General features: G+C 73.5%; 23 protein-coding genes. 7 read left to right on the top strand and 16 right to left on the bottom strand.

Going from position 1 to position 26,631, the window contains the following annotated elements:
• Positions 1–3: 3 nt before the first annotated feature.
• Positions 4–780 carry an HAD family hydrolase gene (locus tag IGA62_RS29270; protein ID WP_232624820.1) on the bottom strand — a complete coding sequence of 259 codons (777 nt, stop codon included), beginning with the start codon at positions 778–780 and terminating at the stop codon, positions 4–6.
• A gap of 127 nt (positions 781–907) precedes the next feature.
• On the opposite strand from IGA62_RS29270, the gene IGA62_RS29265 reads away from it, so the two are divergent.
• Complete coding sequence (locus tag IGA62_RS29265; protein WP_190289235.1) at positions 908–3,691, top strand: DEAD/DEAH box helicase; 2,784 nt, start codon at positions 908–910, stop codon at positions 3,689–3,691.
• A gap of 165 nt (positions 3,692–3,856) precedes the next feature.
• Positions 3,857–4,753 carry an MHYT domain-containing protein gene (locus IGA62_RS29260; RefSeq protein WP_145817419.1) on the top strand — a complete coding sequence of 299 codons (897 nt, stop codon included), beginning with the start codon at positions 3,857–3,859 and terminating at the stop codon, positions 4,751–4,753.
• Positions 4,754–4,931: 178 nt separating this feature from the next.
• Here IGA62_RS29260 and IGA62_RS29255 read toward each other — a convergent pair whose 3' ends face one another.
• The 9 genes from IGA62_RS29255 to IGA62_RS29215 all read right to left on the bottom strand — a co-directional run bounded on the left by IGA62_RS29255 (position 4,932) and on the right by IGA62_RS29215 (position 16,179).
• Positions 4,932–5,852: a 5'-3' exonuclease gene (locus IGA62_RS29255; RefSeq protein WP_145817421.1), complete on the bottom strand. Its 921-nt coding sequence runs from the start codon at positions 5,850–5,852 to the stop codon at positions 4,932–4,934.
• A 151-nt stretch (positions 5,853–6,003) separates the two neighbouring features.
• On the bottom strand, positions 6,004–7,227 hold the full coding sequence (locus tag IGA62_RS29250; protein WP_145821923.1) for a multidrug effflux MFS transporter: 1,224 nt from the start codon (positions 7,225–7,227) through the stop codon (positions 6,004–6,006).
• Between the two features lie 214 nt (positions 7,228–7,441).
• Positions 7,442–9,160 carry a hypothetical protein gene (locus tag IGA62_RS30460; protein WP_232624819.1) on the bottom strand — a complete coding sequence of 573 codons (1,719 nt, stop codon included), beginning with the start codon at positions 9,158–9,160 and terminating at the stop codon, positions 7,442–7,444.
• A gap of 83 nt (positions 9,161–9,243) precedes the next feature.
• Positions 9,244–10,878: a serine/threonine-protein kinase gene (locus IGA62_RS29240; protein WP_145817423.1), complete on the bottom strand. Its 1,635-nt coding sequence runs from the start codon at positions 10,876–10,878 to the stop codon at positions 9,244–9,246.
• 224 nt (positions 10,879–11,102) lie between these two features.
• The gene (locus IGA62_RS29235) at positions 11,103–11,963 is read right to left on the bottom strand and encodes an STM4011 family radical SAM protein (protein ID WP_145817425.1); all 861 of its coding nucleotides are present in this window, start codon (positions 11,961–11,963) and stop codon (positions 11,103–11,105) included.
• The gene (locus IGA62_RS29230; RefSeq protein WP_186500243.1) at positions 11,960–13,267 is read right to left on the bottom strand and encodes an STM4012 family radical SAM protein; all 1,308 of its coding nucleotides are present in this window, start codon (positions 13,265–13,267) and stop codon (positions 11,960–11,962) included. The genes IGA62_RS29235 and IGA62_RS29230 overlap by 4 nt, the downstream gene beginning before the upstream one ends.
• Positions 13,264–14,067: an STM4013/SEN3800 family hydrolase gene (locus tag IGA62_RS29225; RefSeq protein WP_186500245.1), complete on the bottom strand. Its 804-nt coding sequence runs from the start codon at positions 14,065–14,067 to the stop codon at positions 13,264–13,266. Before IGA62_RS29225 ends, IGA62_RS29230 begins: the two co-directional genes overlap by 4 nt.
• On the bottom strand, positions 14,055–15,239 hold the full coding sequence (locus tag IGA62_RS29220) for an STM4014 family protein (protein WP_190289234.1): 1,185 nt from the start codon (positions 15,237–15,239) through the stop codon (positions 14,055–14,057). Before IGA62_RS29220 ends, IGA62_RS29225 begins: the two co-directional genes overlap by 13 nt.
• Before the next feature lie 4 nt (positions 15,240–15,243).
• Positions 15,244–16,179, bottom strand: a complete 936-nt coding sequence (locus tag IGA62_RS29215; RefSeq protein WP_145817427.1) for an STM4015 family protein — start codon at positions 16,177–16,179, stop codon at positions 15,244–15,246.
• Between the two features lie 183 nt (positions 16,180–16,362).
• On the opposite strand from IGA62_RS29215, the gene htpG reads away from it, so the two are divergent.
• Entirely contained in the window at positions 16,363–18,276 is a 1,914-nt protein-coding gene (gene htpG, locus IGA62_RS29210) for a molecular chaperone HtpG (RefSeq protein WP_145817429.1), read from the top strand.
• A 43-nt stretch (positions 18,277–18,319) separates the two neighbouring features.
• Here the strand turns inward: htpG and IGA62_RS29205 are convergent, their stop codons facing one another.
• Genes IGA62_RS29205 through IGA62_RS29195 form a run of 3 tightly spaced genes read right to left on the bottom strand, consistent with a single transcriptional unit; the run spans position 18,320 to position 20,954 of the window.
• On the bottom strand, positions 18,320–18,928 hold the full coding sequence (locus tag IGA62_RS29205; protein WP_186500248.1) for a GerMN domain-containing protein: 609 nt from the start codon (positions 18,926–18,928) through the stop codon (positions 18,320–18,322).
• Positions 18,925–20,274 carry a sensor histidine kinase gene (locus tag IGA62_RS29200; RefSeq protein WP_145817431.1) on the bottom strand — a complete coding sequence of 450 codons (1,350 nt, stop codon included), beginning with the start codon at positions 20,272–20,274 and terminating at the stop codon, positions 18,925–18,927. Before IGA62_RS29200 ends, IGA62_RS29205 begins: the two co-directional genes overlap by 4 nt.
• Positions 20,271–20,954 carry a response regulator transcription factor gene (locus IGA62_RS29195; RefSeq protein ID WP_145817433.1) on the bottom strand — a complete coding sequence of 228 codons (684 nt, stop codon included), beginning with the start codon at positions 20,952–20,954 and terminating at the stop codon, positions 20,271–20,273. Before IGA62_RS29195 ends, IGA62_RS29200 begins: the two co-directional genes overlap by 4 nt.
• Positions 20,955–21,119: 165 nt before the next feature.
• On the opposite strand from IGA62_RS29195, the gene IGA62_RS30455 reads away from it, so the two are divergent.
• The 4 genes from IGA62_RS30455 to IGA62_RS29175 all read left to right on the top strand — a co-directional run bounded on the left by IGA62_RS30455 (position 21,120) and on the right by IGA62_RS29175 (position 24,214).
• Positions 21,120–21,665 (top strand): STAS domain-containing protein, encoded by a 546-nt coding sequence (locus IGA62_RS30455; protein ID WP_232624818.1) that lies wholly within the window; start codon positions 21,120–21,122, stop codon positions 21,663–21,665.
• Between the two features lie 61 nt (positions 21,666–21,726).
• Positions 21,727–22,344, top strand: coding sequence for an STAS domain-containing protein (locus IGA62_RS29185; protein ID WP_145817435.1), 618 nt, complete (start codon positions 21,727–21,729; stop codon positions 22,342–22,344).
• A gap of 119 nt (positions 22,345–22,463) precedes the next feature.
• The gene (locus tag IGA62_RS29180) at positions 22,464–23,588 is read left to right on the top strand and encodes a winged helix DNA-binding domain-containing protein (RefSeq protein WP_332838453.1); all 1,125 of its coding nucleotides are present in this window, start codon (positions 22,464–22,466) and stop codon (positions 23,586–23,588) included.
• A 53-nt stretch (positions 23,589–23,641) separates the two neighbouring features.
• Complete coding sequence (locus IGA62_RS29175) at positions 23,642–24,214, top strand: DUF1707 SHOCT-like domain-containing protein (protein WP_186499814.1); 573 nt, start codon at positions 23,642–23,644, stop codon at positions 24,212–24,214.
• A gap of 66 nt (positions 24,215–24,280) precedes the next feature.
• On the opposite strand, the gene IGA62_RS29170 is transcribed toward IGA62_RS29175, so the two are convergent.
• The 3 genes from IGA62_RS29170 to IGA62_RS29160 form a co-directional block, all read right to left on the bottom strand.
• A complete protein-coding gene (locus IGA62_RS29170; RefSeq protein WP_145817439.1) occupies positions 24,281–25,228 on the bottom strand; it encodes an aminoglycoside phosphotransferase family protein in 948 nt (315 codons plus the stop codon).
• 270 nt (positions 25,229–25,498) lie between these two features.
• Positions 25,499–25,687: a DUF397 domain-containing protein gene (locus IGA62_RS29165; RefSeq protein ID WP_145817440.1), complete on the bottom strand. Its 189-nt coding sequence runs from the start codon at positions 25,685–25,687 to the stop codon at positions 25,499–25,501.
• Positions 25,680–26,561: a helix-turn-helix domain-containing protein gene (locus IGA62_RS29160; protein WP_145817442.1), complete on the bottom strand. Its 882-nt coding sequence runs from the start codon at positions 26,559–26,561 to the stop codon at positions 25,680–25,682. The genes IGA62_RS29165 and IGA62_RS29160 overlap by 8 nt, the downstream gene beginning before the upstream one ends.
• Positions 26,562–26,631 lie beyond the last annotated feature (70 nt).

Below are 26,631 nucleotides of genomic sequence, written 5' to 3'. Positions count from 1 at the left end.
GCGTTACGTGCCAGCGGGTCGGTCGTCCAGGGCCAGGTCGAGCACGGCACCGAGCCCGTTCGGCCGCCCCACCTCGGCCGGAGGCAGCACCAGCACCGCGCAGCCCGCCCCGACCGCCCCCGCGTCCGCCGGGGTGTCACCGACCATCAGCGTCCGTTCCGAATCGACCCCGACCATGCCGCAGGCGCGCAGGAAGATGCCCGGATCCGGCTTGCACCGACCCACCTCGTACGACAGCACGAAGGCGTCGACCAGGTCGGTGAGCCCCCACGCGTCGAACAACGGCCGCAGGTCGAAGCCGATGTTGCTGACCACCGCCACCTTCACGCCCGCCGCCCGCAGCGCCGCCAGGGTGGGGGCGGTGTCCGGGTAGGGCACCCAGCCGTCCGGGCTCAGGACCCGCTCGTAGAGGGCGTCGGCGAGCCCGTCGATCCCGGCGTCCACCGTCGCGGCCAGCCCGGTGTACGCCGCCCGGTGGGCGTGCGGATAGAGATCCCGGTCGGACCAGACCTCGGCCAGCCGGGGCGGTACCCGGTGCGGCAAGGGCCCGCCGGCCCGGCCGGCGGTGAGCAGCCGGTCGGCCAGTACCGTGGCGCGCATCCGTTCCAGCGTCACCCCGCAGGTCGTCGCAGCGGCCAGCACCCAATCCCGAGCGTCCTCCACCTGGGCCAGGGTGCCGTGGAAATCGAACAGAACCGCTTCGATCCGGCGGCGGGGAACCTCCCGAGGGTCGGTGGCGTGGGTGGCGCGGGGGTCGGGCGCATGGGCTTGATCCGGCACGGGTGCACCCTACCGACCGCCCCCGACGCCTCCGGCGGACGGCCATGCCGGGCCCGCCGGAGGACCGTGCGGATGCGCTGGCGGCCTTGACGGGTGGGCCGGGCGGGGACGCATTAATCTTGGTGGCATGTCGAGTCCCGCCGAGCGGTACGCCGCGGCGCGCCGCCGGGCCGCGCAGGCCACCCTCTTCCCGGCCCTGGACGAGTTCGCCCTCGACCTGGGATTCGACCTCGACGACTTCCAGCGCGAGGCGTGTCAGGCCCTGGAACGGGGCAGCGGGGTGCTGGTCTGCGCCCCGACGGGTGCCGGCAAGACCGTGGTCGGCGAGTTCGCCGTGCACCTGGCGCTGCGCGGCACTCCCGACCGGCCGGTGACGGCCGACGGACCCCGGCGCAAGTGCTTCTACACCACCCCGATCAAGGCGCTGTCGAACCAGAAGTACCACGACCTGGTCGACCGGTACGGCGCCGCGCACGTCGGCCTGCTCACCGGCGACAACGCGATCAACGGCGACGCCCCCGTGGTGGTGATGACCACCGAGGTGCTGCGGAACATGCTCTACGCCGGGTCGGCCACTCTCGACGGCCTGGCGTACGTGGTGATGGACGAGGTGCACTATCTCGCCGACCGCTTCCGGGGCGGGGTCTGGGAAGAGGTGATCATCCACCTGCCCGCGTCGGTCACCCTGGTCTCCCTCTCGGCGACCGTCTCCAACGCCGAGGAGTTCGCCGACTGGCTGGTCACCGTCCGGGGTGAGACCGCCGTGGTGGTCAGCGAGCACCGGCCGGTCCCGCTGTGGCAGCACATGCTGGTCGGCAAGCGGATGTTCGACCTGTTCCACGACGCCGACGCGGCCCGCAAGCACGACGTCCACCCCGAGCTGCTCCGCTACACCCGCGACACGCTGCGCCGACTCGAACTGGGCGAGGTGCGCGGGGTCGGCCCGGACCGGCGGCGCGGCCCCCGGTGGCGGGGTCCGCTGCGGCCGGACATCGTCGACCGGCTGGACCGCGAGGGTCTGCTCCCGGCGATCCTGTTCATCTTCAGCCGGGCCGGCTGCGACGCGGCGGTGCAGCAGTGCCTCGCCGCCGGGCTGCGGCTCACCTCGCCCGAGGAACGCGCGGAGATCCGCCGGGTGGTGGAGAGCCGGGTCACCGCCATCCCCGGCGAGGACCTCTCCGTCCTCGGCTACTGGGAGTGGCTCGACGGGTTGGAGCGCGGTCTCGCCGCCCACCACGCGGGCATGCTGCCGGCCTTCAAGGAGGTCGTCGAGGAGCTGTTCGTCCGCGGTCTGGTCAAGGCGGTGTTCGCCACCGAGACCCTCGCCCTGGGCATCAACATGCCGGCCCGCTGCGTGGTGCTGGAACGGTTGGTCAAGTACAACGGCGAGGCCCACGTCGACCTGACCCCGGGGGAGTACACCCAGCTCACCGGCCGCGCCGGCCGCCGGGGCATCGACGTCGAGGGCCATGCGGTGGTCGTCTGGTCGCCGGAGACCGACCCCCGGCACGTGGCCGGGCTCGCGTCCACCCGGACCTACCCGCTGCGGTCCAGCTTCCGGCCGTCGTACAACATGGCGGTGAACCTGGTCGGCAGCGTCGGCGCGGAGCCGGCCCGGGCGCTGCTGGAGTCGTCGTTCGCGCAGTTCCAGGCGGACCGTTCGGTGGTCGGCCTGGCCCGCCAGGTGCAGCGCAACACCGAGACCATGGAGGCGTACGGCGCGGAGGCGGTCTGCCACCAGGGCGACTTCGACGAGTACTTCGCGCTGCGGGTGGCCATCGGCGACCGGGAGCGCTCGCTGGCCCGGCAGGGGCAGACCCAGCGCAAGGCGACCGCGATCGCCTCGTTGGAGCGGCTGCGGGTCGGCGACGTGATCCGGGTGCCGTCGGGGCGGCGGGCCGGCCTGGCGGTCGTGATCGATCCCGCGACGGGCGGGTTCGGCGAGCCCCGCCCGCTGGTGCTCACCCAGGACCGCTGGGCGGGGCGGATCAGCGCCGCCGACTTCACCACCCCGGCCGAGGTGCTCGCCCGGATCCGGGTGCCCAAGCACTTCAACCACCGCTCCCCGGCGGCCCGGCGGGACCTCGCCGCCGAGGTCAGCGGCACCGGCCTGGACCGGCACGGCGGACGGCGCGGCGGCCGGTCCCGGCAGGCGGTGGGGGAGGACAACCGGCTCATCCAGCTCCGGTCCGAACTGCGCCGCCACCCGTGCCACGCCTGCCCGGAGCGGGAGGAGCACGCCCGCTGGGCGGAACGCCGCCGCCGGCTGGAACGCGACACCGAGGAACTGCGCCAGCGGGTGTCCGGCCGGACCGGCTCGCTGGCCCGTACCTTCGACCGGATCGTGGCGCTGCTCACCGCCAGGGGCTACCTCACCGCCGACGGGTCGGTCACCGACGCCGGCCGGATGCTGGCCCGGATCTGGACCGAGGCGGACCTGCTCGTCGCCGAGTGCCTGCGCCGGGGCGTCTGGGACGGTCTCTCCCCGGCCGAACTGGCCGCCGCGGTGTCGGTGGTGGTCTTCGAGGCCCGGCGGGACGTCGACGAGCGGGCCTCGGTGCCGCGCGGCGCGATCGTCGACGCGGTCGACGCGACGCTGAAGCTGTGGAGCGAGATCGAGGCCGACGAGGCGGGCCGGGGGCTCAACGTCACCCGGGAACCCGACCTGGGCTTCGTCTGGCCGATCTACCGCTGGGCGCGGGGCGAGGCACTGGCCAAGGTGCTGGCCAGCGGCCATCAGCTCGACGGCGAGATGCCGGCCGGGGACTTCGTCCGTTGGGCCCGGCAGGTGGTCGACCTGCTCGGGCAGCTCGCCGACTCCGGTGGGGCGAGGACCGAGCTGCGCGCCACCGCCCGACAGGCCATCGCGGCGGTCAACCGGGGTGTCCTGGCGTACCACGCTCCCGCCTGACGTAACTGAAAGTGATTGCGATGCGGTAATCGACGCATCGCACGGTCACCGCCACAGCACCCCTCGAATTGCCCGGGGGGGTGCTGTCGTGCCTGCTAGAGGCGTCCCCGATCATTGCTCAAGCGCGCGCTACGCGCCGGTGGAGCTTCCGGGGAGAAGGTCTTCGTGGCAACGATTAATCACTTTGAGTACGGATGGATCACGCCCGCGCTCAGCTACGCGCTGTCCGTGCTCGGCTCGTTCCTCGGGCTGATCTGCGCCGGTCGTATCCGTACCGCCCACACCGGTGGCCAGCGGGCCTGGTGGGGCATCCTGGCCGCCTGGGCGATCGGCGGGACCGCCATCTGGACCATGCACTTCATGGCCATGCTCGGCTTCGGGGTCGAGGGCACACGCATCCGGTACGACGTGCCGCTCACCGTGGCCAGCGCGGTCACCGCCGTCGCGGCGGTCGGCATCGGTCTGGCCATCGTCGGCACCGGACGCCTCTCCGCCGTGCGGATCATCGTCGGCGGTGTCTTCACCGGGGCCGGGGTCGCCGCCATGCACTACACCGGCATGGCGGCCATGCGGCTCAACGGAGACCTCGTCTACGACCGAACCCGGGTCGTCCTCTCCGTGGCGATCGCGGTGGCGGCGGCCACCGTGGCGCTCTGGCTCGCGGTGACCGTCCGCCGGCTGCTCGCCCTCGTCGGGTCGGCGCTGGTGATGGGCGTCGCGGTCAACGGGATGCACTTCACCGGGATGAGCGCCCTCTCCGTGCACCTGCACGACCGGCAGGGCCGACTCTCCGGAGCCGGCGTGAGCACCCTCCTGGTGCCGATCGTGCTCGCGGTGATCTTCGTGGTGGTCGGCCTCGTCTACGCGTTGCTGGCCGCCCCGACCGAGGAGGACCGGGCGGGCGCCGCATACCTGGACACCCGGCGGGAGCCGTTCCCGGCCACCGCCGAACCGGGCACGCCCCCGGACCCGGCCGGGTTGCGCGCCCACTCCGCCCGCACCACCCTCGGCCAGCCCGGCGGCACCCCGTTCCCGCGCCGCCGCGACGACTCCCCCCGCTGACCCCGGCGCACACACACGCGGGGCGCACGCCTGAGGTGGTAGCAGGGTGGCGCACGCTCGGGTGGTAGCAGGGGTCCCCTACAGGGCAGAAATGATGAGCAAGGGGCCCCTGCAGGCACCCAGCGGAGGCGGTGCGGGCGCGTAGGTGGGCGGGTGCCGGTGACCAGCGCCGGTCGGATCAGCGCTGGTCGGCGAGGGCGTCGACCAACCGCCGGACCGGACTGGCCAGGTTCCAGTGTTCCGCCAACTCCAGCAGCCGGTCCGGGTCGACCGGAGCCGCCGGAAGCGCCGTGGCGATCGGGCCGAGGGGTACGTCCCGGGCCACCCGTACCACCGTCGGTGCCACGGCCAGGTAGTCCCGTGCCCCGTCGAGCTTGGCCCGCAGGCCGGGGGCGAAGCCGGAGCCGGGCTCGTCCAGTACGGTGAGGATGCCGCTGACGCTGCCGTACCGCTCGATCAGGCGGGCGGCGGTCTTCTCCCCGACGCCGGGCACTCCGGGCAGGCCGTCGCTGGGGTCGCCGCGCAGCGCGGCGAAGTCGGCGTACCGGTCGGCGGGGACGCCGTACCGGGTCAGGACCGCCGCGTCGTCGCAGTCCTCCAGCTTCGCGACGCCCCGGCCGACGTACAGCAGCCGCACCGGTCGCGCGTCGTCGACGAGCTGGAACAGGTCCCGGTCCCCGGAGACCACCTCGACCGGTGCGGGCTGGGTGGTGGCGAGGGTGCCGAGCACGTCGTCGGCCTCGTAGCCGTCGGCGCCCACCGCCGGGATGCCGATCGCGGCGAGCACGTCGAGGATCACCGGCACCTGTGGGCCGAGCGTGTCGGGCACCACCTCCCCCTCACCCTCGGGGGCGAGGCGGTGCGTCTTGTACGACGGCAGCAGCGCCACCCGCCACTGCGGTCGCCAGTCGTAATCGAGCGCGCAGACCATCCGGTCGGGCCGACGGGTCCGCACCAGTGTGGCGAGCATGTCGAGGAAGCCACGCACCGCGTTGACGGGGCTGCCGTCGGCGGTCCGCGCGCTGGACTCCGGGACGCCGAAGTACGCGCGGAAGTAGAGGCTGGGGGCGTCGATGAGGAGGAGAGGTCGCTGAGCCACGCGGACAGCCTGGCACAACGGCGCCGGACGGTGGCGGGCGACGCTCCGCTGTCCCGCCCGGCACCGCCCACGGCCGGCACCGCCCACGGCCGGCACCGCTTCCGTCCGGCACCGCCCGGCACTGCCCACCGACCTGACGGCGCGGCCCGGGTCAGTGCCCGGGACCGGCCACCGGTGCAGCGCCGAGCGCGCCGAGGCGAGCCGGCCGGACCACGACCAGCAGGACGATCATCGCGCAGGCCATGCCACCCGCCACCACCAGCGCCATCGCCACGGCCCCGGTACCGAGCACACCCACCAGCGGTGCCGCGACCGCGCCCACGCCGAACTGCACCGCGCCGAGCAGCGCCGACGCGGTACCGGCCGCCTCCCCGTGCCGGGACAGCGCCAGCGCGGGGGCGTTCGGCATCGCCAGCCCGGCCGCCGCCAGCACCACCCAGAGGGTGGCCAGCAGGGCGGGCAGCCCGCCGAGGCCGGTGGCCGCGAAGACGAGCAGCCCGAGCGCGGCCACGGTGCCGGCGCCGAGGGAGACCAGCAGGATCCGCTGGGGGGTGTACCGCCGCAGCAGTCGCACGTTGAGCTGCGTGGCCAGGATCAGACCCACCGCACCCGCGCCGAACGCCAGGCCGAACTCCTGCTCGTCGAGGCCGTACTGGTCCTGGAGCACGAACGACGACCCGGCGACGTACGCGAACAGCGCCGCCATCGCGAGACCCGCGACCAGTACCAGCCCGACGAAGACGCGGTCGCGCAGCAGCGTCCCGTACGTCCGCAGGGTGTCGATCATCCGGCCGGACCGCCGCAGGGCCATCGGCAGGGTCTCCCGCAGACCGAAGGCGGCGACGGCGAGCAGGGCCACTCCGAAGATCGCGAGCACCACGAAGATCCCCCGCCAGCTGGTCCAGCGCAGCACCTCGCTGCCGAGGGTGGGGGCGAGGATCGGCGCGGCACCCATCACCAGCATCAGCCGGGAGAAGAGGGTGGCGAACGCGGCCCCGCTGAACAGGTCACGGACGACGGCCATCGCGACGACCGCGGTCGCGGCCGTGCCGAGACCCTGCAACACCCGCAGTGCGCCGAGCACCTCCACGGAGGGCGCCACCACGCAGAGCAGCGACGCCAGCACGTGCAACGCCGTGCCGGCCAGCAGTGGCGTCCGGCGGCCCAGCGCGTCGGAGAGCGGCCCGATCACCAGCTGACCGATCGCGAGTCCGGCGAGCGTGCCGGTGAGAGTGAGTTGCACCGCCGCCGAGGTGGTCTGCAGGTCGTCGACGATCGACGGCAGCGCCGGTAGATACATGTCGATGGTCAGCGGCCCGATCGCGATGAGAGAACCGAGGACCAGGACGAGCCGGAGCCGCTGCCCCGGGCTCATCAGCTCGCCCGGGGTCGCCGTCGGTGGTGGCGCGGCCTCCATGGTGACGCTCAACGGGTACCGCCTGTCTGATCGTTTGCGCTCATGTCTGCGACCAAATCCCGACGGCGGCCTGGCATTCCCACCGGGTGCCAGAGGTGCGCAGGGTCACAGGCGGCACGCTACCCGGCGGGGCCGTTCCCGGACCGGGACGACCCGCTGGTCACGGCGCTGATCACCCGGTCGGGCACTGGTAGCGGAAGACCGTCCGTCCCTGGGTGGGGGTGGGGTCGGTGATGTTGATGACGGCGGTCTCCGTCGTCGAGCCCGTCCCGCTGAACGCCCACTTCAGGCGCAGTGTCACCGTCCGCTGGCCCCGGGACACCCGCTGGGTGAGCAGGCCACCCGGTTCGGCACCGTCACGCAGCCACTGGTAGCGGATGGTGCCGGCCCGACCGTTGGTCTCCACGGTCGCCACCACGTCCACGGTCACGTCGCAACGCTCGCCGGGCGGCTCGGCCACGGTCACCCGTACCGAACGGATCTCCAGCGGACTCATCCGTTGCCAGAGGTGCAGCCCCACCGCGACCAGCAGGGCGAGGGTGAGCAGCGTCGACAGGACCGAGCCGACCAACCGCCAGCGGGAGCGGCGAGGCGGGGCTGGCGGGCGCTGCCAGCCGGGCGCCGTCGGCGGCCCGCCGGGTACGCCCGGTCCGAAGCGCACCTCGGTGCTGGGGAGAGGGGGCGGGCCGGCGGGCTTGGGCCGTCCGGTCGGCCGATAGCTCTCGGTGGTCGGGCCCGGGGCGGCGGCGGTGGCATCGGTGGTCACCGGGGGCGGGGCGGTGACCGTCGACTCCACCGACCGGTAGGTCCGGCCGGTGTGGGACGGCTGGTCGGGCAGGAGCGTCGGTACCCGCGTCGACACGAACGGGTCCACCGGCGGCGGCATCGACAGCGCCGTGTCGGCCTGGCCCGGTAGCACGTCGGCCGACCCGCCGAGCGTGAACGCCTCGGTGGGTGTGGACCCACCCGGGGAGACGCCCGGACCGGCGGTGGCGAACGCCTCCGTGGCCACGGCTGCGGTGGGGAAGGACTCGGTGGGGACGGCCCCACCGGGAAACGCCTCGGTGGGCACGGCTGCGGTGGAGAACGACTCCGTGGCCACGGCTGCGGTGGGCCACGCCTCCGTGACCACGGCCCCAGCGGAGAACGCCTCGGTGGGCACGGACCCGCCCTGGTCCTCGGTGGACGTGGCCCGGTGCCGGTGGGCGGTGACGGCGGCGAGCAGTCCGGTCCGGCCGTCGGATCCCACCGGCAGCGGGGTGTCGCGCAGCTCCCGTACCGCCTGGGCCAGGTCCTGCTCGCCACGCGAGGCGCAGCGCAGCAGCAGGTCGGCGCCGGGCTGCGTGCCGCACCACCGGGCGACCAGCCAGCGGACCAGTTCCGCCCAGGCCCGCCGGTCCGTCGCCGGGTCCGCGGGCACGCCGTGCAGCGCCGGCAGCAGGGCCGTCTCGGTGAGCGTCACCGCGCCGAGACCGGAGACCACCACCGTGCGGCCGTGCACCGCGCCGTGGCCGAGACCGGCGGCGTGCACCGCGACGAGGGTCCGGGCGGTCTCCACCGCGATGGTCGCCACCGCCGGGACGTCGAGACCGACGCCCTCGGTCTCCGCCAGTTCCGACAGCGTCGAGCCGGACGCCCCGGTGGCGACCAGCCACAGCGCGCCGTTGTGTCGGATCGGGTCCCCGGGGCCGAACAGGCCGCCGTGGCGCAGGGCGGCCACCGCGCGGGTCGCCACGATCACCCGGTCCGCCAGCGCCGGGTCGGGGGTGGCGATCCGCAGGACGAGCTGATCGGTGCCGTCCGGCGCCAGTGCCCGCCACCACGTCCCGCAGACACCGGCGTGCGCCGGCCCCACCAGGCGCGCCCCGGTGGGCAGGGTCGGTTGGGTCATCGGGTACGACCTCCCGTGGTCGTCGGGGTCTCGCCGGGCGTCGCGCGGTGCGACGTGCTGCGACACGGAGTGGGCACCGGCGGTCAGCCCGGGGTGCAGTACGACTGGAAGGAGACGTACACCCGGACCGGCCCGGCGGTGTTGCCGGCGGCGTCGGTGGCGGTGACGTCGACCGGGATGCGGGGGGTCGTCGGGTCCATCGGCAGGTTGCCGAAGGTGCCCCGGTGGGTGCCGCTGCGGGTGTACGACATCGACACGGTCGAGGTCTTCCCGCCGACGGTGTACCGGAAGCTCACCCGCAGCGATCCGGGCGAGGTGCGGTCGTCGCGGGCCGTGGCGGTGACGGTGGTCGACCTGGCGCCGTACGGGCACCCGCCCGGCTCGATCGTGCGGGGGCTGGCGTCGACGCCCTCGAGGGTCGGGGCGGTCACGTCCGGCGGTGGGGGCGGGGTGGTGCTCGCCAGCGGACTCGGCGTCGCCGTCGGGGTCCGGCTCGGCGTCGGCGTGGGCGTCCGGCTGACGGTCGCCGTCGGCGCGACGGTGGCCGACGGGGTGGTGGTGGGCGTCGGGGACGGCGTGGGCGTGGGGGTCGTCGGGTCGTCCGTGGGGTCCTTGGGTTCGTCGGCCGGTGTCGCGACGACCGGGGCCGACGGGCCCGGTTCCACCGCGAGTTCGACCGACGGCTCGTCGCGGGAGGCGTAGCTGTAGCCCACGCCCCCGGTCACCAGCAGTGCCGCCACGCCTCCGGCGACCAGGGCCTTGCGACCCCAGCCCCAGGCCCGTCCCCGGTCGTCGGCGAGCGCGGTGGCGGCGACGGCGGTGCTGCCGTCGCTCGGCTCGTGGGACGGGAAGAGCAGAGCCAGCAGCGCCGCCCGTTCGGCCAGCCGGCTGCGGCCACGCTCCTCCCACTGCGGCCCGTACGCGCCGACCGCGACCGACTCCAGCCAGTCCAGGAACGTGGCGGCCGGCTGCGGGCGCTCCTCCGGCGCTTTGGCCAGGCCCTGCCGGATCAGGTCGTGGACGGACGGCGGGGCCGCGTCGGTCGGGATCGGCGCGTGGGCGTGCTGGTCGCGCAGGTCGATCAGGCCCGGCCCGTTGTACGGGGCGTGCCCGGTCAGGCACTCGAAGAAGACCGCCGTGGCGGCGTAGATGTCCGACGCCGGGGTGGCCGCCGCCCCGCGCCACTGCTCCGGGGCCATGTAGCGGGGCGTGCCGGTGACCGAGGCGCCCGCCTCGCGCCCGACCGGCATGGCGATCCCGAAGTCGGCGAGCTTGCTCTCGCCGGCTGCGGTGACCAGCACGTTCTCCGGCTTGTAGTCGCGGTGCACCACGCCTCGGGTGTGCGCGGCGTGCAGCCCCAGCAGGGAACCCTTGAGGACGTACAGCGCGGACTCCGGCTCGGTGGGGCCGTTCGCGCGCAGCATCTGGCGTAGCGAGACCCCGTCGACCAGTTCCATCACGATGGCCGCGCCGTGGGGGGCCTCCACGTACTCGTAGAGGCGGGCGACATGCGGGTCGTCGATCGCGGCGAGCAGTTCCGCCTCGGCCCGGAACGCGGCCCGGAACGAGGGGTCGTCGCCGACCTTCCCGATCAGGTACTTGATCGCGGTGGGCGTGCCGGTGGCGTCGTGTACGGCGAGGACCACCCGACCCGACGCTCCCGAGCCGAGTTCGCGGCGGTGCGTGTAGCCGGAGACCTGCCAGTCGTGGGCGTTCACCGGGCTGCCTCCAGGAGAGCACCGTGCCCGGGACGGGAAGACAGGCGACCGGCGACGCCGGTCACGCCGGGCAGCCGCCGGGGCACGGGCGGCGACACCGGCGACGAGGGTACGCGGCGACGGACCCGACGGGGTACGGCCGGTCCGTCAGTGCGGGCGAGCGGTTCGGGTGACGACACGACGACACAGGTAGCAGACCGAGGCAACCCGGGGTGCCTCCCCGGTCACCGGGACCGCTGCGGCCAGCCGGCCGGGATGCGTTCCAGCACCCCGCCGGCGAAGACCTCCCGCAGGCCGAGCGGCTTGAGGTGCACGTACCCGATGTGGCAGTCGCAGACGGCGTTGGTGCAGGCCCGGGGGGTCAGGGCGGCCCGCCACGAGCCGTCGTAGAGGTTGCCGATCGGCGCGGCGATGAAGTGGCAGCGGCGGACCGTGCCGTCACCGTTCACCGACACCGCCGTCTCCCCGGCGTGGCAGGGGCGGCCCAGGGACAGGTGCGGGCGGACGCTGTAGCCGAAGAGCGGATCCAGCGCGGTCCAGGCCGCCTCCTGCTCGGCGTCGTACCGGTGCCCTTCGGCGGCGTTGACCCAGAGATAGACCTCGTCGGGCAGGGCGGCGCGCAGCGCCCGCGCCTCGGCCAGGTGCTCGGGGAACCCGACCACTCCGACCGAGAAGCGCACCCCCAGCTCGCGGAGGCGGTCACAACGGGCCAGGAAACGTTCCCGGGTCACCTGACCGGGGTGGTAGGTGGTCCACAGCGCCACGCGCGCCGGGTCGGCCTCGGCCAGCCAGTCCGGCCGGGCGGCCAGGTTGGTCTGGATCGCCACCCGCTCCACGTGCTCCAGGTGGGACAGCCGGACCATGGCCTCGCGGTACCAGCTGCGGGTCAGCCCCTCGCCCCACGGGGTGAACAGCACCGACAGCCGGACGTCGTCGGTCGCCGCCACCCAGTCGGTGAACCGGGCCAGGTCCGCCCGGTCGGCGCGGAGCAGCTCCGGCGGGTCGTGCCGCTTCGCGAACGGGCAGTACGGGCAGTCGTAGTTGCAGCTGGCCAGCGGGCCCCGGTAGAGGATCGACAGGTTCACCGGAGCGCGTACCCCGCCATCGCCCGCCGGACCGGCGCGGAGACCAGCCACGTCCCGATCGCGTCGGAGCGCGCCAGCCCGGCGGCGGTGAGCCGGCTGCCGTCGTCGGTCGCCCAGCCGCGCCGGGTCAGCTCGGCCAGCTCCGGGAAGTCGTCGGCGGGCCCGCTGCCGAACCGTTTCCGGTACGCGACCGGGTCGAGGCCCTCGGCGCGCAGCAGGGACTGGATCAGCCAGCGTCGTCGCTGCTCGGCGACGTCGAGGTGGTAGCCCACCTCGGCGTGGTCGAAGTCCTCCTCCGGCCGGGCGAGGTAGTCGTCGAGCACCGCCCGGACCCCGGAGACGCCGACCGCGTAGTCGAAGGAGTAGTGCAGCGCGGTGGTGTACGAGCGGGCGCCGCAGCCCAGCCCGACCATGCCGTCGTCCTGGCAGCAGTAGTCGGGGCCCTCCGGGGTCGGCACGTCGGCGCGGCGGAACTGCCGCATCGACTCCTGCCGGTAGCCGGCCGCGCCCAGCAGCTCCACCGCCTCGGTGTAGCGGGCCAGCCGTTCGGCGTCCCAGTCGGCGCGGGTGTGCGCCCGCCGGCCCAGCCCGGTCAGCGGCCGGACGTAGAGCGGGTAGAGGTACAGCTCCTCCGGCCGCCAGGTCAGCGCGGTCTCCAGGCTGACCCGCCAGGTCTCGGCGGTCTGCCCGTCGATGCCGTAGATCAGGTCGATGTTGAGCACCGGCGCGCCGGAGGCCCGGATCGCGTCGAGGGCCCGGTCGACCTCGGCGCGGCGCTGCGGACGGCCGGCGGCGCGGGACTCGGCGTCCAGGAAGCTCTGCACCCCGATGCTGACCCGGGTGACGCCCCGCTCGGCGAGCACGGCGAGCCGGTCCGGCGTGGCGGTCGCCGGGGAGGTCTCCACCGAGATCGGCAGCCCGGCCAGCGGCCCACCGGCAGTCTCCTCGGCGATGTCGAACAACTCGGTCAGCTCCCCGGCCTCCAGGTAGGTGGGGGTGCCGCCGCCGAACGCGGCCCGCACGAACCGGGCATCGCCGAGGGCGTCGCGGACCCGCCGTGCCTGCCGACGCAGCTGGCGCAGGTACGCCGCGACCTGCTCGGCCGGCGGGTTGGCCCGGGTGAACAGGTTGCAGAAGCCGCAGCGCATCTCGCAGAACGGCAGGTGCAGGTAGAGGAAGAGCGCGTCGCGGGGCTGGGCCGCCCAGACCTCCCGCAGCGGCGGCCGGGGTCGCAGCGGCCGGTACGCGGTCTTGTGCGGGTACGCGTAGAGGTAGCCCTGGTAGGGCGAGCCGTCGAGGGTCACGTGTCTCCCGGGTGAAGGGTGAAGTGGGCGTACGGCACGGTCCAGACCACGTCGTGGCCGATCCGGTGGCCGGTGTGCCCGTCCTCGCCGTAGGCGGTGCCGTGGTCCGAGCAGAGGATCACGAAGGTGGGACGGCCACGGGCGGTGGCCAGCGCGAAGAGCCGGTCCAGGCGGCTGTCGACGTACTCCAGCGCGGCGGCGTGGCTGGCCCGGTCGTCGGCGGTCGCGCCGGGCAGGTAGTGCCGGTTCGGCTGGTGCAGCGCGGCGACGTTGAGGAAGGTGAACAACGGCCGGCCGGTGGGCACCCGGTCGACGACCCCGGTCAGCCGGTCCAGCTGCGCGTCCAGGCAGTCGGGTGCGGTCACCCCGAACTCCGGCTCCCAGTGCGCCTCGGCGAAGAGGCCGGGCAGCACCGCCCCGAGCGGGCTGCGCAGGTTGAAGAAGCCCACCCCGCCGACACAGACCGTGTGGTAGCCCTCGGCGCGCAGCGCGGTGGGCAGGTCGGGCGCGTCGAACACCCATGTGTTCGTCCCGGCGGACTCGCTGCCCGGGAAACGGGCGGCGAAAAGCCGCTGGTGCGGCCCGGGGTCGGTGGGGGTGGGCAGGAAGCCGGCGAAGAACGCGTGGTGGGCGGCGTAGGTGAAGCTGGCCGGGCTGTGCCGCCGCTCCCACCGCCCGCCCGGCAGCACCCGGGCCAGCGTCGGGGTGCGCCCGGCGCGGACCAGGTCGTCGGCCACGTCGAAGCGGAGCGTGTCCAGGGTGACCAGCAGCAGGTCGTGGGAGCCGATCAGGTCGCGCACGCCGTCTCCCGTGCCGCCCCGCCGTCCGGCGCGGGCCGCGGGCCCGCCGTGCCGTCCGCTGGCCGTCCGCCGCCCGGCGTGGAGGCGGAGCTGCCGGCCGGACGCCAGCCGCCGCGCAGCGCGTGCAGCTGGGTGGCGTAGGTGTCCCGGCCGTCGGCGAGCACCCCGGGCAGCAGGTCACCGAACGCGTTGACCTCGGCGACGGCGTGCCGGGCCCAGCCGACCAGGAACATCAGGTCGACGGCGACGTGCAGCGTGTCCGGGAAACACGCCGCCACCCGCGCGCAGGTCTCCATCGCCGCCGCCCAGTTGGTCGGACCGGCCGCCGCGCGCAGCGCCGCCAGGTCGCCCCGGGCGTTGCCCAGGTGCAGGTTGGTGATCGGCCCCCGCCCGGCCCGGACCACGGCGTGGGTGGGACGCCCGGCCACCACCACGACCCGCAGGTCCACCACCCGGTCGCCCAGCCCCGCCTTGGGCAGCCACCGCTCGACGTGCAGCGCGTCCGGGGCGAGCCGGTCGACGATCTCCGCCACCTCGGCCTCGTCGGTGTAGCGACGCACCCGCAACGAGTTGAACAGCCGCCCCTCGGCCCGCTCCACCGGCGTGGTGGCGACCACCCGGGACCTGTCGGCCGCGAAGGCGAGCACCCCGGACGCCGACGAGCCGTGTGCCGGTTTGACGAACACCCGCGACCAGCCGGCCCGGCGCATCGCCGCGCGCAGGTCGGCGTAACCGGTGACCTCGCCCAGCGCCGCCGGCACCGGCACCCCGGCGGCGTCGAGCACCGCGTGGCAGCGCCGCTTGTCGCACATGGTGACGATGTCGGCGGGCTGGTTGAGCAGGGTCGCCCCGCCGGAGGCGAGGCGGTCCAGCGCCCGACGCAGCCCGGCGTGCGCGGCGGCCGTCCCGACGATCTCGCCGTGCCGGGCCGGCTCGGCGGCCCCGCGCAGCAGCCGGTCGACCTCGGCGTCCTCACCGGGGGAGTCGACCCGCACCAGCGTGCCCGCCGGCGGCGGCGTCGCGCCGGTGAGCAGGTCCCGCCAGGGCAGTACGGCCGGTCGGGGCAGTCCCGCCCCGGTCGCCGCCTCGGTGAAGAGCCGGACCCGGCGGTTGTCCGGGTTGCCGACGACGGTCAGGCGCCCGTGGACGCTCCGGTCGCCGGGAACGGGCACGGTGCTACTCCCCGACGGCGGTGTAGCGGTACACCTCGTCGCCGTCCTCGTCGGCCTCCTGCGGGTCGGAGACGTCCACCCGCACCCCGGGGAGCTGCGCGACGGCCCGCTGGGCGGCCTCCTCGGAGAGATAGTGGTGGTAGAGGTCGAGCTGCCGCAGGTGGGTCAGCGGCTGCCCGGCGAGCAGCGCGTCGAGCCCGGCGTCGGTCATGACGCCCCGGGACAGGTCGAGCACCTCCAGCCGGGCCACGACCGGCGCGGTGGCCACGGCGGCGGCGACCTCGTCGGCGATCCCGGCGTTGCAGAGCGCCAGGTGCCGCAGGGCGGGCAGTCGCTCGCCGCCCAGCACCGGGGCGAGGTCTTCCACGGTCGCGTCAGCGCCGTAGTCCTCCACGCCGAGCCACAGCTCCAGGTGGGTCAGGGCCGGCAGGTCGCAGTCGCCGACGGCCCGGACCACCGTCGCCGGCAGGCCACCGGACTCGAACGCCAGCTCGCGAAGGGCCTCGTGCCGCACCGGCTTGAGCGCCAGCCCTTCCGCGCCGCGCACCCGCAGCACCTCCAGCGCCGGGTACGCCTCCAGCAACCCCGTCACGTCACCGTGCCGGATCCAGGAGATCTCGCACTCCTCGAAGGTCATCTCCCCGAGGAAGAGGGCGCGCAGCCCGGTCAACCGGGGCGCCAGGGAAACCAGCAGCTCGACCGGGGCCGGCCTGTCGTAGGCGTCGCCCCACGGGCCGACGACCAGGGCCCGGATCGCGTCGGCCGGCACCCGTGACAGCAGCGCGTCCAGTTCCGCCGCCAACTCCTCCGGCGGCGAGTCGTACCTGGGGGCCTCCACCCGCCAGGCCACCATCGACGGGTCGGCTGGCAACTCCGCCTCGCGGTCGAAGCGGACGACCGGCAGACCGTCGAACGTCGTCACATTGGTACTGATGGTCACGCCAACCTCCGGCTCGCAGATCCACGGCGACGGCACCGTAACAGTCGCCGCTGACAGCGCCGTCGGGGTCTGCGCGGCCCCCCACCTGCTGAGCCGCGCGTCGGTGGTCGCCCCTGCCGGGGTTCCGGCCGCCCGGCTCGTATCCTGTCCGGCGACACCATCTGGCACGGAAAGGAGTCGCCCGTGAGCAACGGGGTCGAGACGCGCGAGTTCCAGGCCGAGGCGCGTCAGCTGCTTCAGCTGATGGTCCACTCGATCTACTCGAACAAGGACGTCTTCCTGCGGGAGCTCGTCTCGAACGCGTCCGACGCGCTGGACAAGCTGCGGTTGGAGTCGATGGTCGACAAGGACCTCGACGTCGACACCTCCGACCTGCACATCGCCATCGAGGTCGACCGGGAGAAGCGGACGCTGACCGTCCGGGACAACGGCATCGGCATGTCCCGCGACGACGTGGTCACGCTGATCGGCACGATCGCCAAGTCCGGTACGGCCGAACTGCTGCGGAAGCTGCGGGAGTCGAAGGACGCCTCCGCCTCGCAGGACCTGATCGGCCAGTTCGGGGTGGGCTTCTACGCCACGTTCATGGTCGCCGACCGGGTGGAGCTGGTCACCCGCCGGGCCGGGGAGGCCGGCGGCACCCGGTGGGAGTCCACCGGCGAGGGCACCTACACCATCGAGGCGGTCGACGACGCCCCGCAGGGCACCTCGGTCATCGTGTACCTCAAGCCGGAGGACAGCGAGGACAACCTCTTCGACTACACCGCCGACTGGAAGATCCGGGAGATCGTCAAGCGGTACTCCGACTTCATCGCCTGGCCGATCCGGATGACGGCGGAGCGCACCGACGCCGAGGGGAAGACGACCACCGACGTGGCGACCCTCAACTCGATGAAGGCGCTCTGGGCCCGGCCCCGCAGCGAGGTCGACGAGGCCGAGTACAAGGAGTTCTACAAGCACCTCAGCCACGACTGGGTCGACCCGCTGGAGACCATCCACATGCGGGGCGAGGGCACCTTCGAGTACGAGGCGCTGCTGTTCCTGCCGTCCCACGCGCCGTTCGACCTGTTCGCCCGGGAGGGGAAGCGCGGCGTCCAGCTCTACGTCAAGCGCGTCTTCATCATGGACGACTGCGAGGCGCTGATGCCGGACTACCTGCGCTTCGTCAAGGGTGTGGTGGACGCCCACGACCTGTCGCTGAACATCTCCCGGGAGATCCTCCAGCAGGACCGGCAGATCCGGGCGGTCCGTCGCCGTCTGGTCAAGAAGGTGCTCACCACGGTCCGGAGCATGATGACCGAGCACCCCGACCGGTACCGCACCTTCTGGACCGAGTTCGGTCGCGCGGTCAAGGAGGGGCTGATCGACGACACCGAGAACCGGGACACCCTGCTGGAGATCACCTCGCTCGCCTCGACCCGGGACGAGACCGAGCTGACCACCCTCGCGCAGTACGTCGAGCGGATGAAGGACGGCCAGGGCGACATCTACTACATGACCGGCGAGTCCCGATCGATGATCGAGAACTCGCCGCACATGGAGGCGTTCCGCGCCAGGGGCTACGAGGTGCTCGTCCTGACCGACCCGGTGGACGAGGTGTGGGTCGAGCGGGTCGGCGAGTTCGACGGTCGGCCGCTGCGCTCGATCGCCAAGGGGCAGGTCGACCTGGACACCGAGGAGGAGAAGAAGAACGCCGAACCGGAGCGGGAGCAGCAGCGCAAGGACTTCGAGGCGCTGCTGACCTGGCTGGGCGAGCAGCTGGCCGACCAGGTGCGGGAGGTCCGTCTCTCGTCCCGCCTGACCACCTCCCCGGCCTGCATCGTCGGCGACGCGCACGACATGACCCCGACCCTGGAGAAGATGTACCGGGCGATGGGGCAGGACGTCCCGCCGGTCAAGCGGATCCTGGAGCTGAACCCCACCCACCCGCTCGTCACCGGGCTGCGCCAGGCATACGAGCAGGACGGGGACAAGGAGATGCTGACCGAGACGGCCGAGCTGCTGCACGGCATGGCGCTGCTCGCCGAGGGCGGCGAACTCGCCGACCCGTCCCGGTTCACCCGCATTCTCGCCGACCGGCTCGCCCGGACGCTGTAGCGACCGCACGGGCGGGGTGGGCGGCGACCCACCCCGCCCCCGGTCAGCGTGGGGAGACCATGGCCGCGTAGTCGGCGGCGGTGAGCGGGCCGGTGGAGAGCGAGCCGTCGGCCCGGGGCACCCCGAGCCGCTGGCCGCCCTGCACGAAGGTGACCCGGTCCACGTCGGCGCGACCGGTCAGGGTGCAGACGATCTGCCCGAAGGCGAGCACCTCGTCGTTGCGTCCGGTGCCGGCCAGCCGCTCACCGACGGCCACCGTCGCCTCGCCGCCGGCCACCCGTACGTCGGTGACCACGTTCACCCCGGTCAGGGCGCTGGTCAGCCGGTCCTCCTGCTCGGTGGCGACCGGCCCGTCCACCAGCAGCCCGATCTGCTCCCGGGGTGTCGGCAGGGTGCGGACGCGACGGTCGACCACCACCAGCGTGTCGTCCCGGACGTAGCAGAGCCGCTGGACGACGGTGCCGCTCTCGGTGGCCGCCGTTCCGGGCGTCGCCGCCGGGAACGGTCCGTGCGGCGGGGTCACCTCGCGGGGCACCCGCTCGGCGGAGACCCCGCATCCGGCCAGGGCGAGCAACCCGGTCGCGGCGACCAGGGCCGCCCGGAGCGGCCACCCCGTCCCACCGGGGTCAGGCCGCCGCGCGTCGCCGCTCAGCACCGGGGCTCCCGCAGGTCCACCCGGAACCGGGCGCCACCACCCGGCCGGTCCACCACGTACGCCCGCCCACCGTGCGCGGCGGCGTGCTGGGCCACCAGCGCCAACCCCAGACCGGTGCCGTCGCCGCCGCCCCGGGCGTTGGCCCCGCGCCCGCGGACGAACCGGTCGAAGACCAGTGCCCGGTCCTGCGGGTCGACGCCCGGCCCTTCGTCGTCCACCTCGACCCGGTACGTCCTCCTCTCGGCGGTGAGGCGGACCGCGCAGGGGCCGCCGCCGTGGCGTACCGCGTTGTCCACCAGGTTGCCCAGCAGCTGCTCGAACCGCCGCCGGTCGACCAGCCAGGTGCCCGGCCCGGTGACGCCGACCAGCGTCTCGGGCAGGCCCCGGCCCCGGCACACCTGCCGGGCGAGGTCGCCGACGGCCACCGGCGTCCGCTCGGCCGGCTGGTCGCTGCGGGCGAGTTCGAGCAGGTCGTTGACGAGGGTCTGGAAGCGGACTATCTCGTCGGTGACCAGGTCCGTCGCGGTCCGCGTCCGGTCGTCGAGGTGGTTGCGCCGCCGATGGAGGACGCTGGCCGCGGCGGAGAGCGTCTGCAACGGCGACCGGAGTTCGTGGCTGACGTCGGCGGCGAACCGGCGGTCCCGTTCCAGCCGTCGGGACAGCTGGTCCACCATGTGGTTGAACGAGGTGGTGAGCCGGGCCAGGTCCGGCTCGGTCGCCGGGTCCAGCCGCGCGCTCAGGTCACCGGCGGTGATCTCCTCCGCCGCGTCACTGACCGAGCGCAGCGGTCGCAGCACGTATCGGGTCATCTGCCAGCCGACCCCGGCCCCGGCCACGGCCGTGGTGACCGCGACGGCGGTCAGCACCAGGGCCACCGTGCGCAGGGTCACCTCCAGCTCCTGCAACGAGTCGACCTCGTAGAAGGCGGTCGTGGGGGAGAGCGGCACCCCGACCACCACCGCCGGCTGCCCGTCGGCGCGGATCCGCTGCACCGCCGGGGTGCCGCCGGCCACCAACTCCTGCATCCGTGCCGGGATGCCCGTGGTGACCCCGGCGTCGACGTTGCGGGCGTACCAGACGCCGTCGCGGCGCAGCACGGCCCGGCGGTCCCCGCCGGTGTCCAGGGAACGCAGCACCTCGATGATGTCCGGCCGGTCACCGGTCAGGCCGGCCTGCACGATCGCGGCGTCGAAGTAGGCGGCCCGCACCGCGGTACGTTCCCGCTCGGCCAGCAGCGAACCGCGGGTGAGCTGGTACGACGCCAGCGCGATGGACGTGGACAGGGCCAGCGCGCCAGCGGCGAAGCCGGCGGCCACCCGGGTACGCAGTCCGGCCCGTCTCATCTCTGCAACTTGTAGCCGAGCCCACGGACGGTGACCAGGTGCCGGGGCATGGCGGTGTCCCGCTCGATCTTCTGCCGCAGCCGGCCCACGTGCACGTCGACCAGGCGTTCGTCACCCACCGTGTAACCCCAGACCCGCTCCAGCAGCTGCTGCCGGGACAACACCCGACCGGGGTGCTGCGCCAGCTCGCAGAGCAGTCGGAACTCGGTGCGGGTGACCGCCACCGGATCGCCGCCGACCCGGACCTCGCCACCGTCGGGCCGGATCTCCAGCTCGCCGAAGACGAGCGTCGGGACGGTCGGGGTGAGTCCGGCGGTGGCCCGCGCGCGTCGGCGCAGGGCGCGCAGGCGGGCGGTCAGCTCCTTGATGGCGACCGGCTTGACCAGGTAGTCGTCGGCGCCGGCCTCCAACGCGGCGACGATGTCGTGGGTGTCGTCCCGCGCGCTGACCACGACGATGGGCACGTCGTCGGAGCGGCGGATCTCCCGGATGCACTCGAAGCCGTCCACCCCGGGCAGCATCAGGTCCACCAGGACCGTGTCGGCGGGTTCGGCGCGCTGGGCGCGCAGCCCCTCCTCGGCGGTGGCGGTCCCGCGCACGGTGTACCCCTCGTCCTCCAGCGCCAGCACCAGGGACAGCCGGATCCGGTCGTCGTCCTCGATCACCAGCACTCCGGTCATGCCGCCATCATGACCCGTCCGACCCGGTCGACCGCAAACCGGCCGGGGGCGCGGACCGGCCGCGACGGTGTTTGTCATCGATCCGTCACATGTTCGGGAGAGGACCGCCACACCCCCCGGTAAGGCTGGGCCGTGGCTGACCTGCGACGAGCATCGGGAGGTGCGGTGGACGGGAACGGGCGGGGCGCGGTGGGCGACCCCGGCACGGAGCAGGCGGAGATCACCGTCACCGGACCGCTCGACCTGTCCGGGGTGCGGAGCCTGGGCCCGGTGATCGACGCGGTGGTCGCCCGGCGGCCGGCCCGGCTGACCATCGACCTGGCGGCGTGCGCGCACGTCGACGCCGCCGGCATCGGGCTGCTGCTCGACACGCACCGGCGGATGTGGCGACTCGGCGGAGCGCTCCTCCTGCGCTCGCCGTCGCCCCGGATCCGGCGGCTGCTCCAGGTCGCCCGGGTCGACCAGGTGTTCCACGTCGTCACCGCGCCGGACCCGGCCGACGCTCCAGGCACAGGCACAGGCACAGGCACAGGCACAGGCACCGCCACCGGCACCGGCAGTACCGGCATGGGCGCCAGCGCCCCGACCGTCTCCGAGGTCGCCCCGACCGTCTCCGAGGTCGCCCCTGCCGCCGGAGTCCCGTCGTCCGCCACCGCCGTCCCGGGCCCGCCGGTCCGGGCCCGCGCCACCGCTCCCGTCCGCACGCGGTGAGGCCCGCACCGATGCCCGGCCGCCGGCGCCCCGCCCGGATCCGTTTCCCGGAGGTGTCGGCATGACCGTGGTACCCGGACTGCGCTCCGGCACCATCGACCTGATCTGCGACCGGTGCGGCGACTCGGTCGAGGCGGTCCCCGCGGTCCTCCCCGAGCCCGAGGTGGTCTGGACGGTGCTCAACCAGCACGGCTGGGAGGGGTCGCCCTTCGCGCTGGGTCCGCACCGCTGTTCCGGTTGCACCGCCGCGTCCCTGGTCGCGCCGCCTCCCGACGCCGACGCGCCGGTGGGCGCGCCGGCCGGGCCGGGAGCCTGGCGGGTGGACGCCGAGGAGCTGCCCGAGGCGGTCGTGCTCACGCCCAGCGGCGACATCGACGTGCTGGTGGCGGACATCCTGCGGGAGGCGCTCGCCGCCGCGCTCGCCGGGGAACGGGACGTCGTGCTCGACCTGTGCCGGGTCGGGATGCTCGACTCCACCGGGCTCGGCCTGCTGGTCCGCGCCCACCGTGAGGCCCGGCAGCAGGGCCGGTCGTTCTGCCTGGTGGCGCCCTCCCGGTTCGTCCTCACCGTGCTGCACACGATGCGGCTGGAGTCGGTCTTCCTCGTCTTCGACCACCGGTCGCAGGCGCTGGCCTGCCTGGCCGCCGGGCGTCCCGGCATGTCCACCCCCGGCCGGTAGGCCCCGCCCCGACGGAGGGCCCGCGTGTCGCAGGCTGGTCGGGGAGACGACGGCAGAACGGCCGCAGCCGTGATCAGTGTCGGACCCCTGCGTTACACATGGAGTGACAGGGGCGGTCCATGCACGGTGGGGGGACGACGGTGGAGTTCAGCACGCGGGACGCGCTCGCCTGGCGGATGGCCAGCCTGCTGCTGCGTCCCGGGCAGGTGACCCCGCCGCGTGACGTCGCCGGGGTGGTCGAGTGGTTCGGCGCGATGCAGGCCCAGGACGTGGCCAGCGGCCTCTGGTCGCTCGGCGTACGGCTGCCCGGCTCCACCGTCGGCGACGTGCAGGCGGCGCTGGAACGGCGCGAGGCGCTGCGCACCTGGCCGATGCGCGGGACGGTGCATCTGGTGCCGTCCCGGGACGCGCACTGGATGCTGGCGGTGCTGGGGGAGCGGGCGCTGGCCGGCGCGGCGCGACGCCGGGAGGTCCTGGGGCTGAGCGAGCAGACCGCCGACCGGGCCGTGGAGGTGCTCGGCGCGGCGCTGGCCGGTGGTGGCCGGTTCACCCGCGACGAGTGCCGCCAGGCGCTCGCCGAGGCCGGCGTCGACTGCGCCGGGCAGCTCCTCTACCACCTGCTCTGGTACGCCAGCCAGCGCGGCGTGCTCTGCATCGCCCCGCACGTCGGCACCGAGCAGACGTTCGTGCTACTCGACGAGTGGGTGCCCGATCCGCACCGGCCGGAGCGGGACGAGGCGCTGGCCACCATCGCGCTGCGTTACTTCCGCAGCCACGGTCCCACCACCCGGCAGGACTTCGCCGGCTGGACCGGACTGACCGCCGCCGACGCCCGACGGGGCATCGCGGCGGCCGGCGACGCCCTGACCACCGTCCGGGTCGACGACGTCGAGATGATCATGACGCCCGAGCTACGCGATGCCGGCCCCCCATCCCCGGCCGACGACTGGTGGACCCTGCCCGGCTTCGACGAGTACCTGCTCGGTTTCAAGGACCGGTCGCTGATGGTCGACCGGGAGCACCTGTCGGCGATCATCCCCGGCGGCAACGGGGTGTTCCAGTCGACGGTGGTCCGCTCCGGCCGGGTGGTGGCCACCTGGAAACGCACCGTCGGACGGAAGCAGACGGTGGTGCGCGTGACGCCGCTGGTCGACCTCGACCCGGCGGAGCGGGCCCGCGTCGAGGAGGCGTTCGGGCCGTACGGGCACTTCGTCGGGCAGCCGCTGCGGATCGACTGGCCCTGACCTCAGCGTCGACGCGGGTCGGGGAGTGGACCGGGTGCACCATCATGGTCGACATGCCGGACGTCGAACCCCGTTTCCCCGCCTCCGCCCCCCGAGATGTCGGCCTGCGGCACCAGCGGCCGGCCGCTCCGCCACGTCCCCCGCACTGGCCGATGGCCAGGTACGGTGGCGCGTCGGTGAACCTCCGCGAGCGGGTGGGCACCCACCAGCGCACCGCTGTCGCCGAGCTGCTGGCCAGCGCGCTGGCGGAGGGCTATCTCGACCTCGCGGAGTTCGACAGACGGACGATCGCGACCCACCGGGCGGTGACGGTCGGTGACCTCTCCGCGCAGGTGGGGGACCTGCCCCACCAGTTTCGGTGGTCGCCGACGCCGCCGGTCGTCGTACCGCCGCCACGTCCCCACGGCGGGACGATGGCGGCTGTGGCGCTGGCACTGAGCGTGACGTCCGTTCCGATGGCGTTCTGTGCCGGCGTGGGTGGCCTTCTCGCCGTCCCCGGGGCCATCCTGGGTGCGCTGTCGCTCAGGAGCAACGGCAGTCACGGGGTCGGCGTGGCGGCGGTGCTCCTCGGGCTCGTCGGGACGGTGCTGTCCCTCGGCCTGCTGGCCGTCTTCGTCCTGACCTGAGTCAAAGGCCGGTGCGGTCGTCGGCCACCCCGAGGGACGGGGCGCCTGCCGGGGTGCGGTGGCTGTTCATGGCAGGGCCGGGGTGACGGCGTCGGCCGCGTACTCAGAGAAGATCTCGTTGAGGACGCGGAGGGCGCCAGCGGCTGAGTCGTCGGCATCGCCCACGGTCTGGGCGCAGGTGACGAGCGTCTTCCAGAGTGCCCAGCCGCGCCCGCGCGCCCAGGTCGCATCGTCGACGGACAGCCGTTCCCGGAAGGCCTGCCGGCCGTCGGCGGTCAGCAGTGTCCATGCGACTGCCAGGTCACAGGCCGGATCGCCGACGCCGCATGTCCCGAAGTCGATGACGGCTGCCAGCTCCCCGTCGTGGAGCAGGAGATTCCCCTGTGCGATGTCACCGTGGAACCAGCTCTCCACGCCGTCCCAGCGCGCGTCCAGCGCGCACTTCCAGATCTCGCGGGCCAGGGTGACGTCGACGTGGCCGTCGAGTGCCGTGAGCGCGCGTTGGGCTGTCCCGTCGTAGGTGCGCAGCGTGCCGCCCCGGTACCAGTTGTGCTGTCCGGGGCGGGGGCCGCCAGTGGTGTCGACGCTCTGCAGGGCCACGAGGAACTCGGCCAGGTCGAGCGCGAATCGGCCGGGATCGGTGATGCGGTCCGCGCTCGCGGGCTCGCCCTGGAGCCATTGGTAGATCGACCACGGGTAGGGGTAGCCCGCGTCGGGTTCGCCTTTCGCCAGTGGAGTGGGGATGGGCAGCGGGAGTTCGGGGGCGAGCACCGGAAGCCACGTGTGTTCCTTGTCGACCGCCTCGGCGTACTCGGATGCGCTGGGCAGGCGCACCAACTTGTGCGAGCCGAGGTGGAAGGTCCAGTTGTCCCAGCCACCGTTGGCCACGGGCTGCACCGGGAGGTCGGCCCACTGAGGGAACTGGTCGGCGACAAGCCGGTGCACCTGTTCCGCGTCGACGGTGATGCGTTGGGGGACGGGACCGAGTTGCGGTGTGTTGCTCACTGGAGACATCCTCGTCCGAACAGGGAGACCAGAGCGAGCCCTTTTCGTCCTGCTGAGCAGGTTGGCCCTGACGCCCTGACGCCCTGACGCCGTGACGCCGTGACGCCCACCGCGTCGATCATGGAGTTGTGGCGCACGATTCGCGGCTTTTGTGGAGGTTTGGTGGGTGCCCCAACTCCATGATCGACGGATCCGGCCGAGCTGATTCCGCCGGCCGTAAACGAGCTCCTGTTCGGAGCATCGGCCGCGAACCACCTGCGGAAGTCGCGCGGTCAGGTATCAGCGAACTGCGCGGGTGAAGGCTGCCCAGGTTGGGGTGGGGAACGTGAGGACCCCGCCAGCGGGGTCCTTGCTGTCGCGTACGGCGACGATGCCGGGCAGATTGGTGGCGACCTCGACGCAGTTACCGTTGTTGTCGCCGCTGCGGGTGCTCTTGCACCACTGAGCCTCCGCTAGATCCTCAGCCATGATGGACTTCCTCCGCGATCTTCGTGATCAGCTGTCTTGATTGTTGCTCATCCAAGGCCAGGGCATCCAGGCTCGTCCAGATGTTCTCGTAGGCCGCGAACTCTTCCGGACGGTCCAGGTACAGCGCGCCCGTCACGGACTCGCAGTACACGACCGGTGGGTCCGGTGCCGTGCGCTTGCCCACCGGAAACTCCAACATCACGAAAGCTCCTGCGAGCGCTCCGTTGTGCGCCCCTGCGGAGAGCGGAAGGACACGGATCGACACGTTGGGCAGTTCGGTGCGCTTGAGAAGGTGGGCCAGTTGACCTGCCATCACCGCAGCCCCGCCGACACGTCGGAGCAGGACGGCTTCGGACAGGATCCACTCCAGCCGTGGCGCTTTGGGGAGCCGGCGTATCAGGATCTCCTGCCGTCGCCGTCGGACTTCCAAGACCCGTTCCAACTCGTCTACAGGCATGTTGGGCCGGTGCTGGTACACGCCTCGGGTGTATTCCGGAGTCTGGAGTAGCCCGGGGATCAGGGTGTCGTCGTGTTCACGGAGGTGGGAGGCGGCTTGTTCGAGGCCGACGTACAGCTCGAACCAGTCGGGGACGGCGTTGCCGTACGAGTGCCACCAGCCCTTGGCCTTGGTCTCGGCGGCGAGGTTGGTGAGGGCGTCGGAGAGTTCGCGGGTGGTTCCGTACAGATCGCACATGAAGCGGACGTCGAGCGGGCGGACCGGGCCGAGGCCGGCTTCGATGCGCCACATCTTCTGCCGGCTGCAGTGGAGTGCCTCGGCCACGCCGTCCAGGGTCATCTGCGCTTCGATGCGTAGCTCTTTGAGGGCTCGTCCGAGCTGTCGTCGGGGGACGGTGGATCCGGTGTCCTCGGTCATGGGCATCGGCTCCTTCTCGTGTCAATTCTTATTACATGCGGACGCCATCGGTGGAACGCGGAACTGGCAC

Source organism: Micromonospora sagamiensis (assembly GCF_014680085.1).
Classification (GTDB): Bacteria; Actinomycetota; Actinomycetes; order Mycobacteriales; family Micromonosporaceae; genus Micromonospora; species Micromonospora inyonensis.
The sequence above is the reverse complement of the archived record's forward strand: the minus strand, read 5'-3'. Positions and strand labels throughout refer to the sequence as shown.

What these genes read in the sequence shown, in the direction of transcription:
- IGA62_RS29265 (WP_190289235.1), top strand. Translation starts at nt 908, where the DNA reads ATGTCGAGTCCCGCCGAGCGGTACGCCGCGGCGCGCCGCCGGGCCGCG.
- IGA62_RS29250 (WP_145821923.1), bottom strand. Translation starts at nt 7,227, where the DNA reads ATGAGCCCGGGGCAGCGGCTCCGGCTCGTCCTGGTCCTCGGTTCTCTC.
- IGA62_RS30460 (WP_232624819.1), bottom strand. Translation starts at nt 9,160, where the DNA reads ATGACCCAACCGACCCTGCCCACCGGGGCGCGCCTGGTGGGGCCGGCG.
- IGA62_RS29200 (WP_145817431.1), bottom strand. Translation starts at nt 20,274, where the DNA reads ATGAGACGGGCCGGACTGCGTACCCGGGTGGCCGCCGGCTTCGCCGCT.
- IGA62_RS29195 (WP_145817433.1), bottom strand. Translation starts at nt 20,954, where the DNA reads ATGACCGGAGTGCTGGTGATCGAGGACGACGACCGGATCCGGCTGTCC.
- IGA62_RS29185 (WP_145817435.1), top strand. Translation starts at nt 21,727, where the DNA reads ATGACCGTGGTACCCGGACTGCGCTCCGGCACCATCGACCTGATCTGC.
- IGA62_RS29180 (WP_332838453.1), top strand. Translation starts at nt 22,464, where the DNA reads ATGCACGGTGGGGGGACGACGGTGGAGTTCAGCACGCGGGACGCGCTC.
- IGA62_RS29175 (WP_186499814.1), top strand. Translation starts at nt 23,642, where the DNA reads ATGCCGGACGTCGAACCCCGTTTCCCCGCCTCCGCCCCCCGAGATGTC.
- IGA62_RS29170 (WP_145817439.1), bottom strand. Translation starts at nt 25,228, where the DNA reads ATGTCTCCAGTGAGCAACACACCGCAACTCGGTCCCGTCCCCCAACGC.
- IGA62_RS29165 (WP_145817440.1), bottom strand. Translation starts at nt 25,687, where the DNA reads ATGGCTGAGGATCTAGCGGAGGCTCAGTGGTGCAAGAGCACCCGCAGC.
- IGA62_RS29160 (WP_145817442.1), bottom strand. Translation starts at nt 26,561, where the DNA reads ATGACCGAGGACACCGGATCCACCGTCCCCCGACGACAGCTCGGACGA.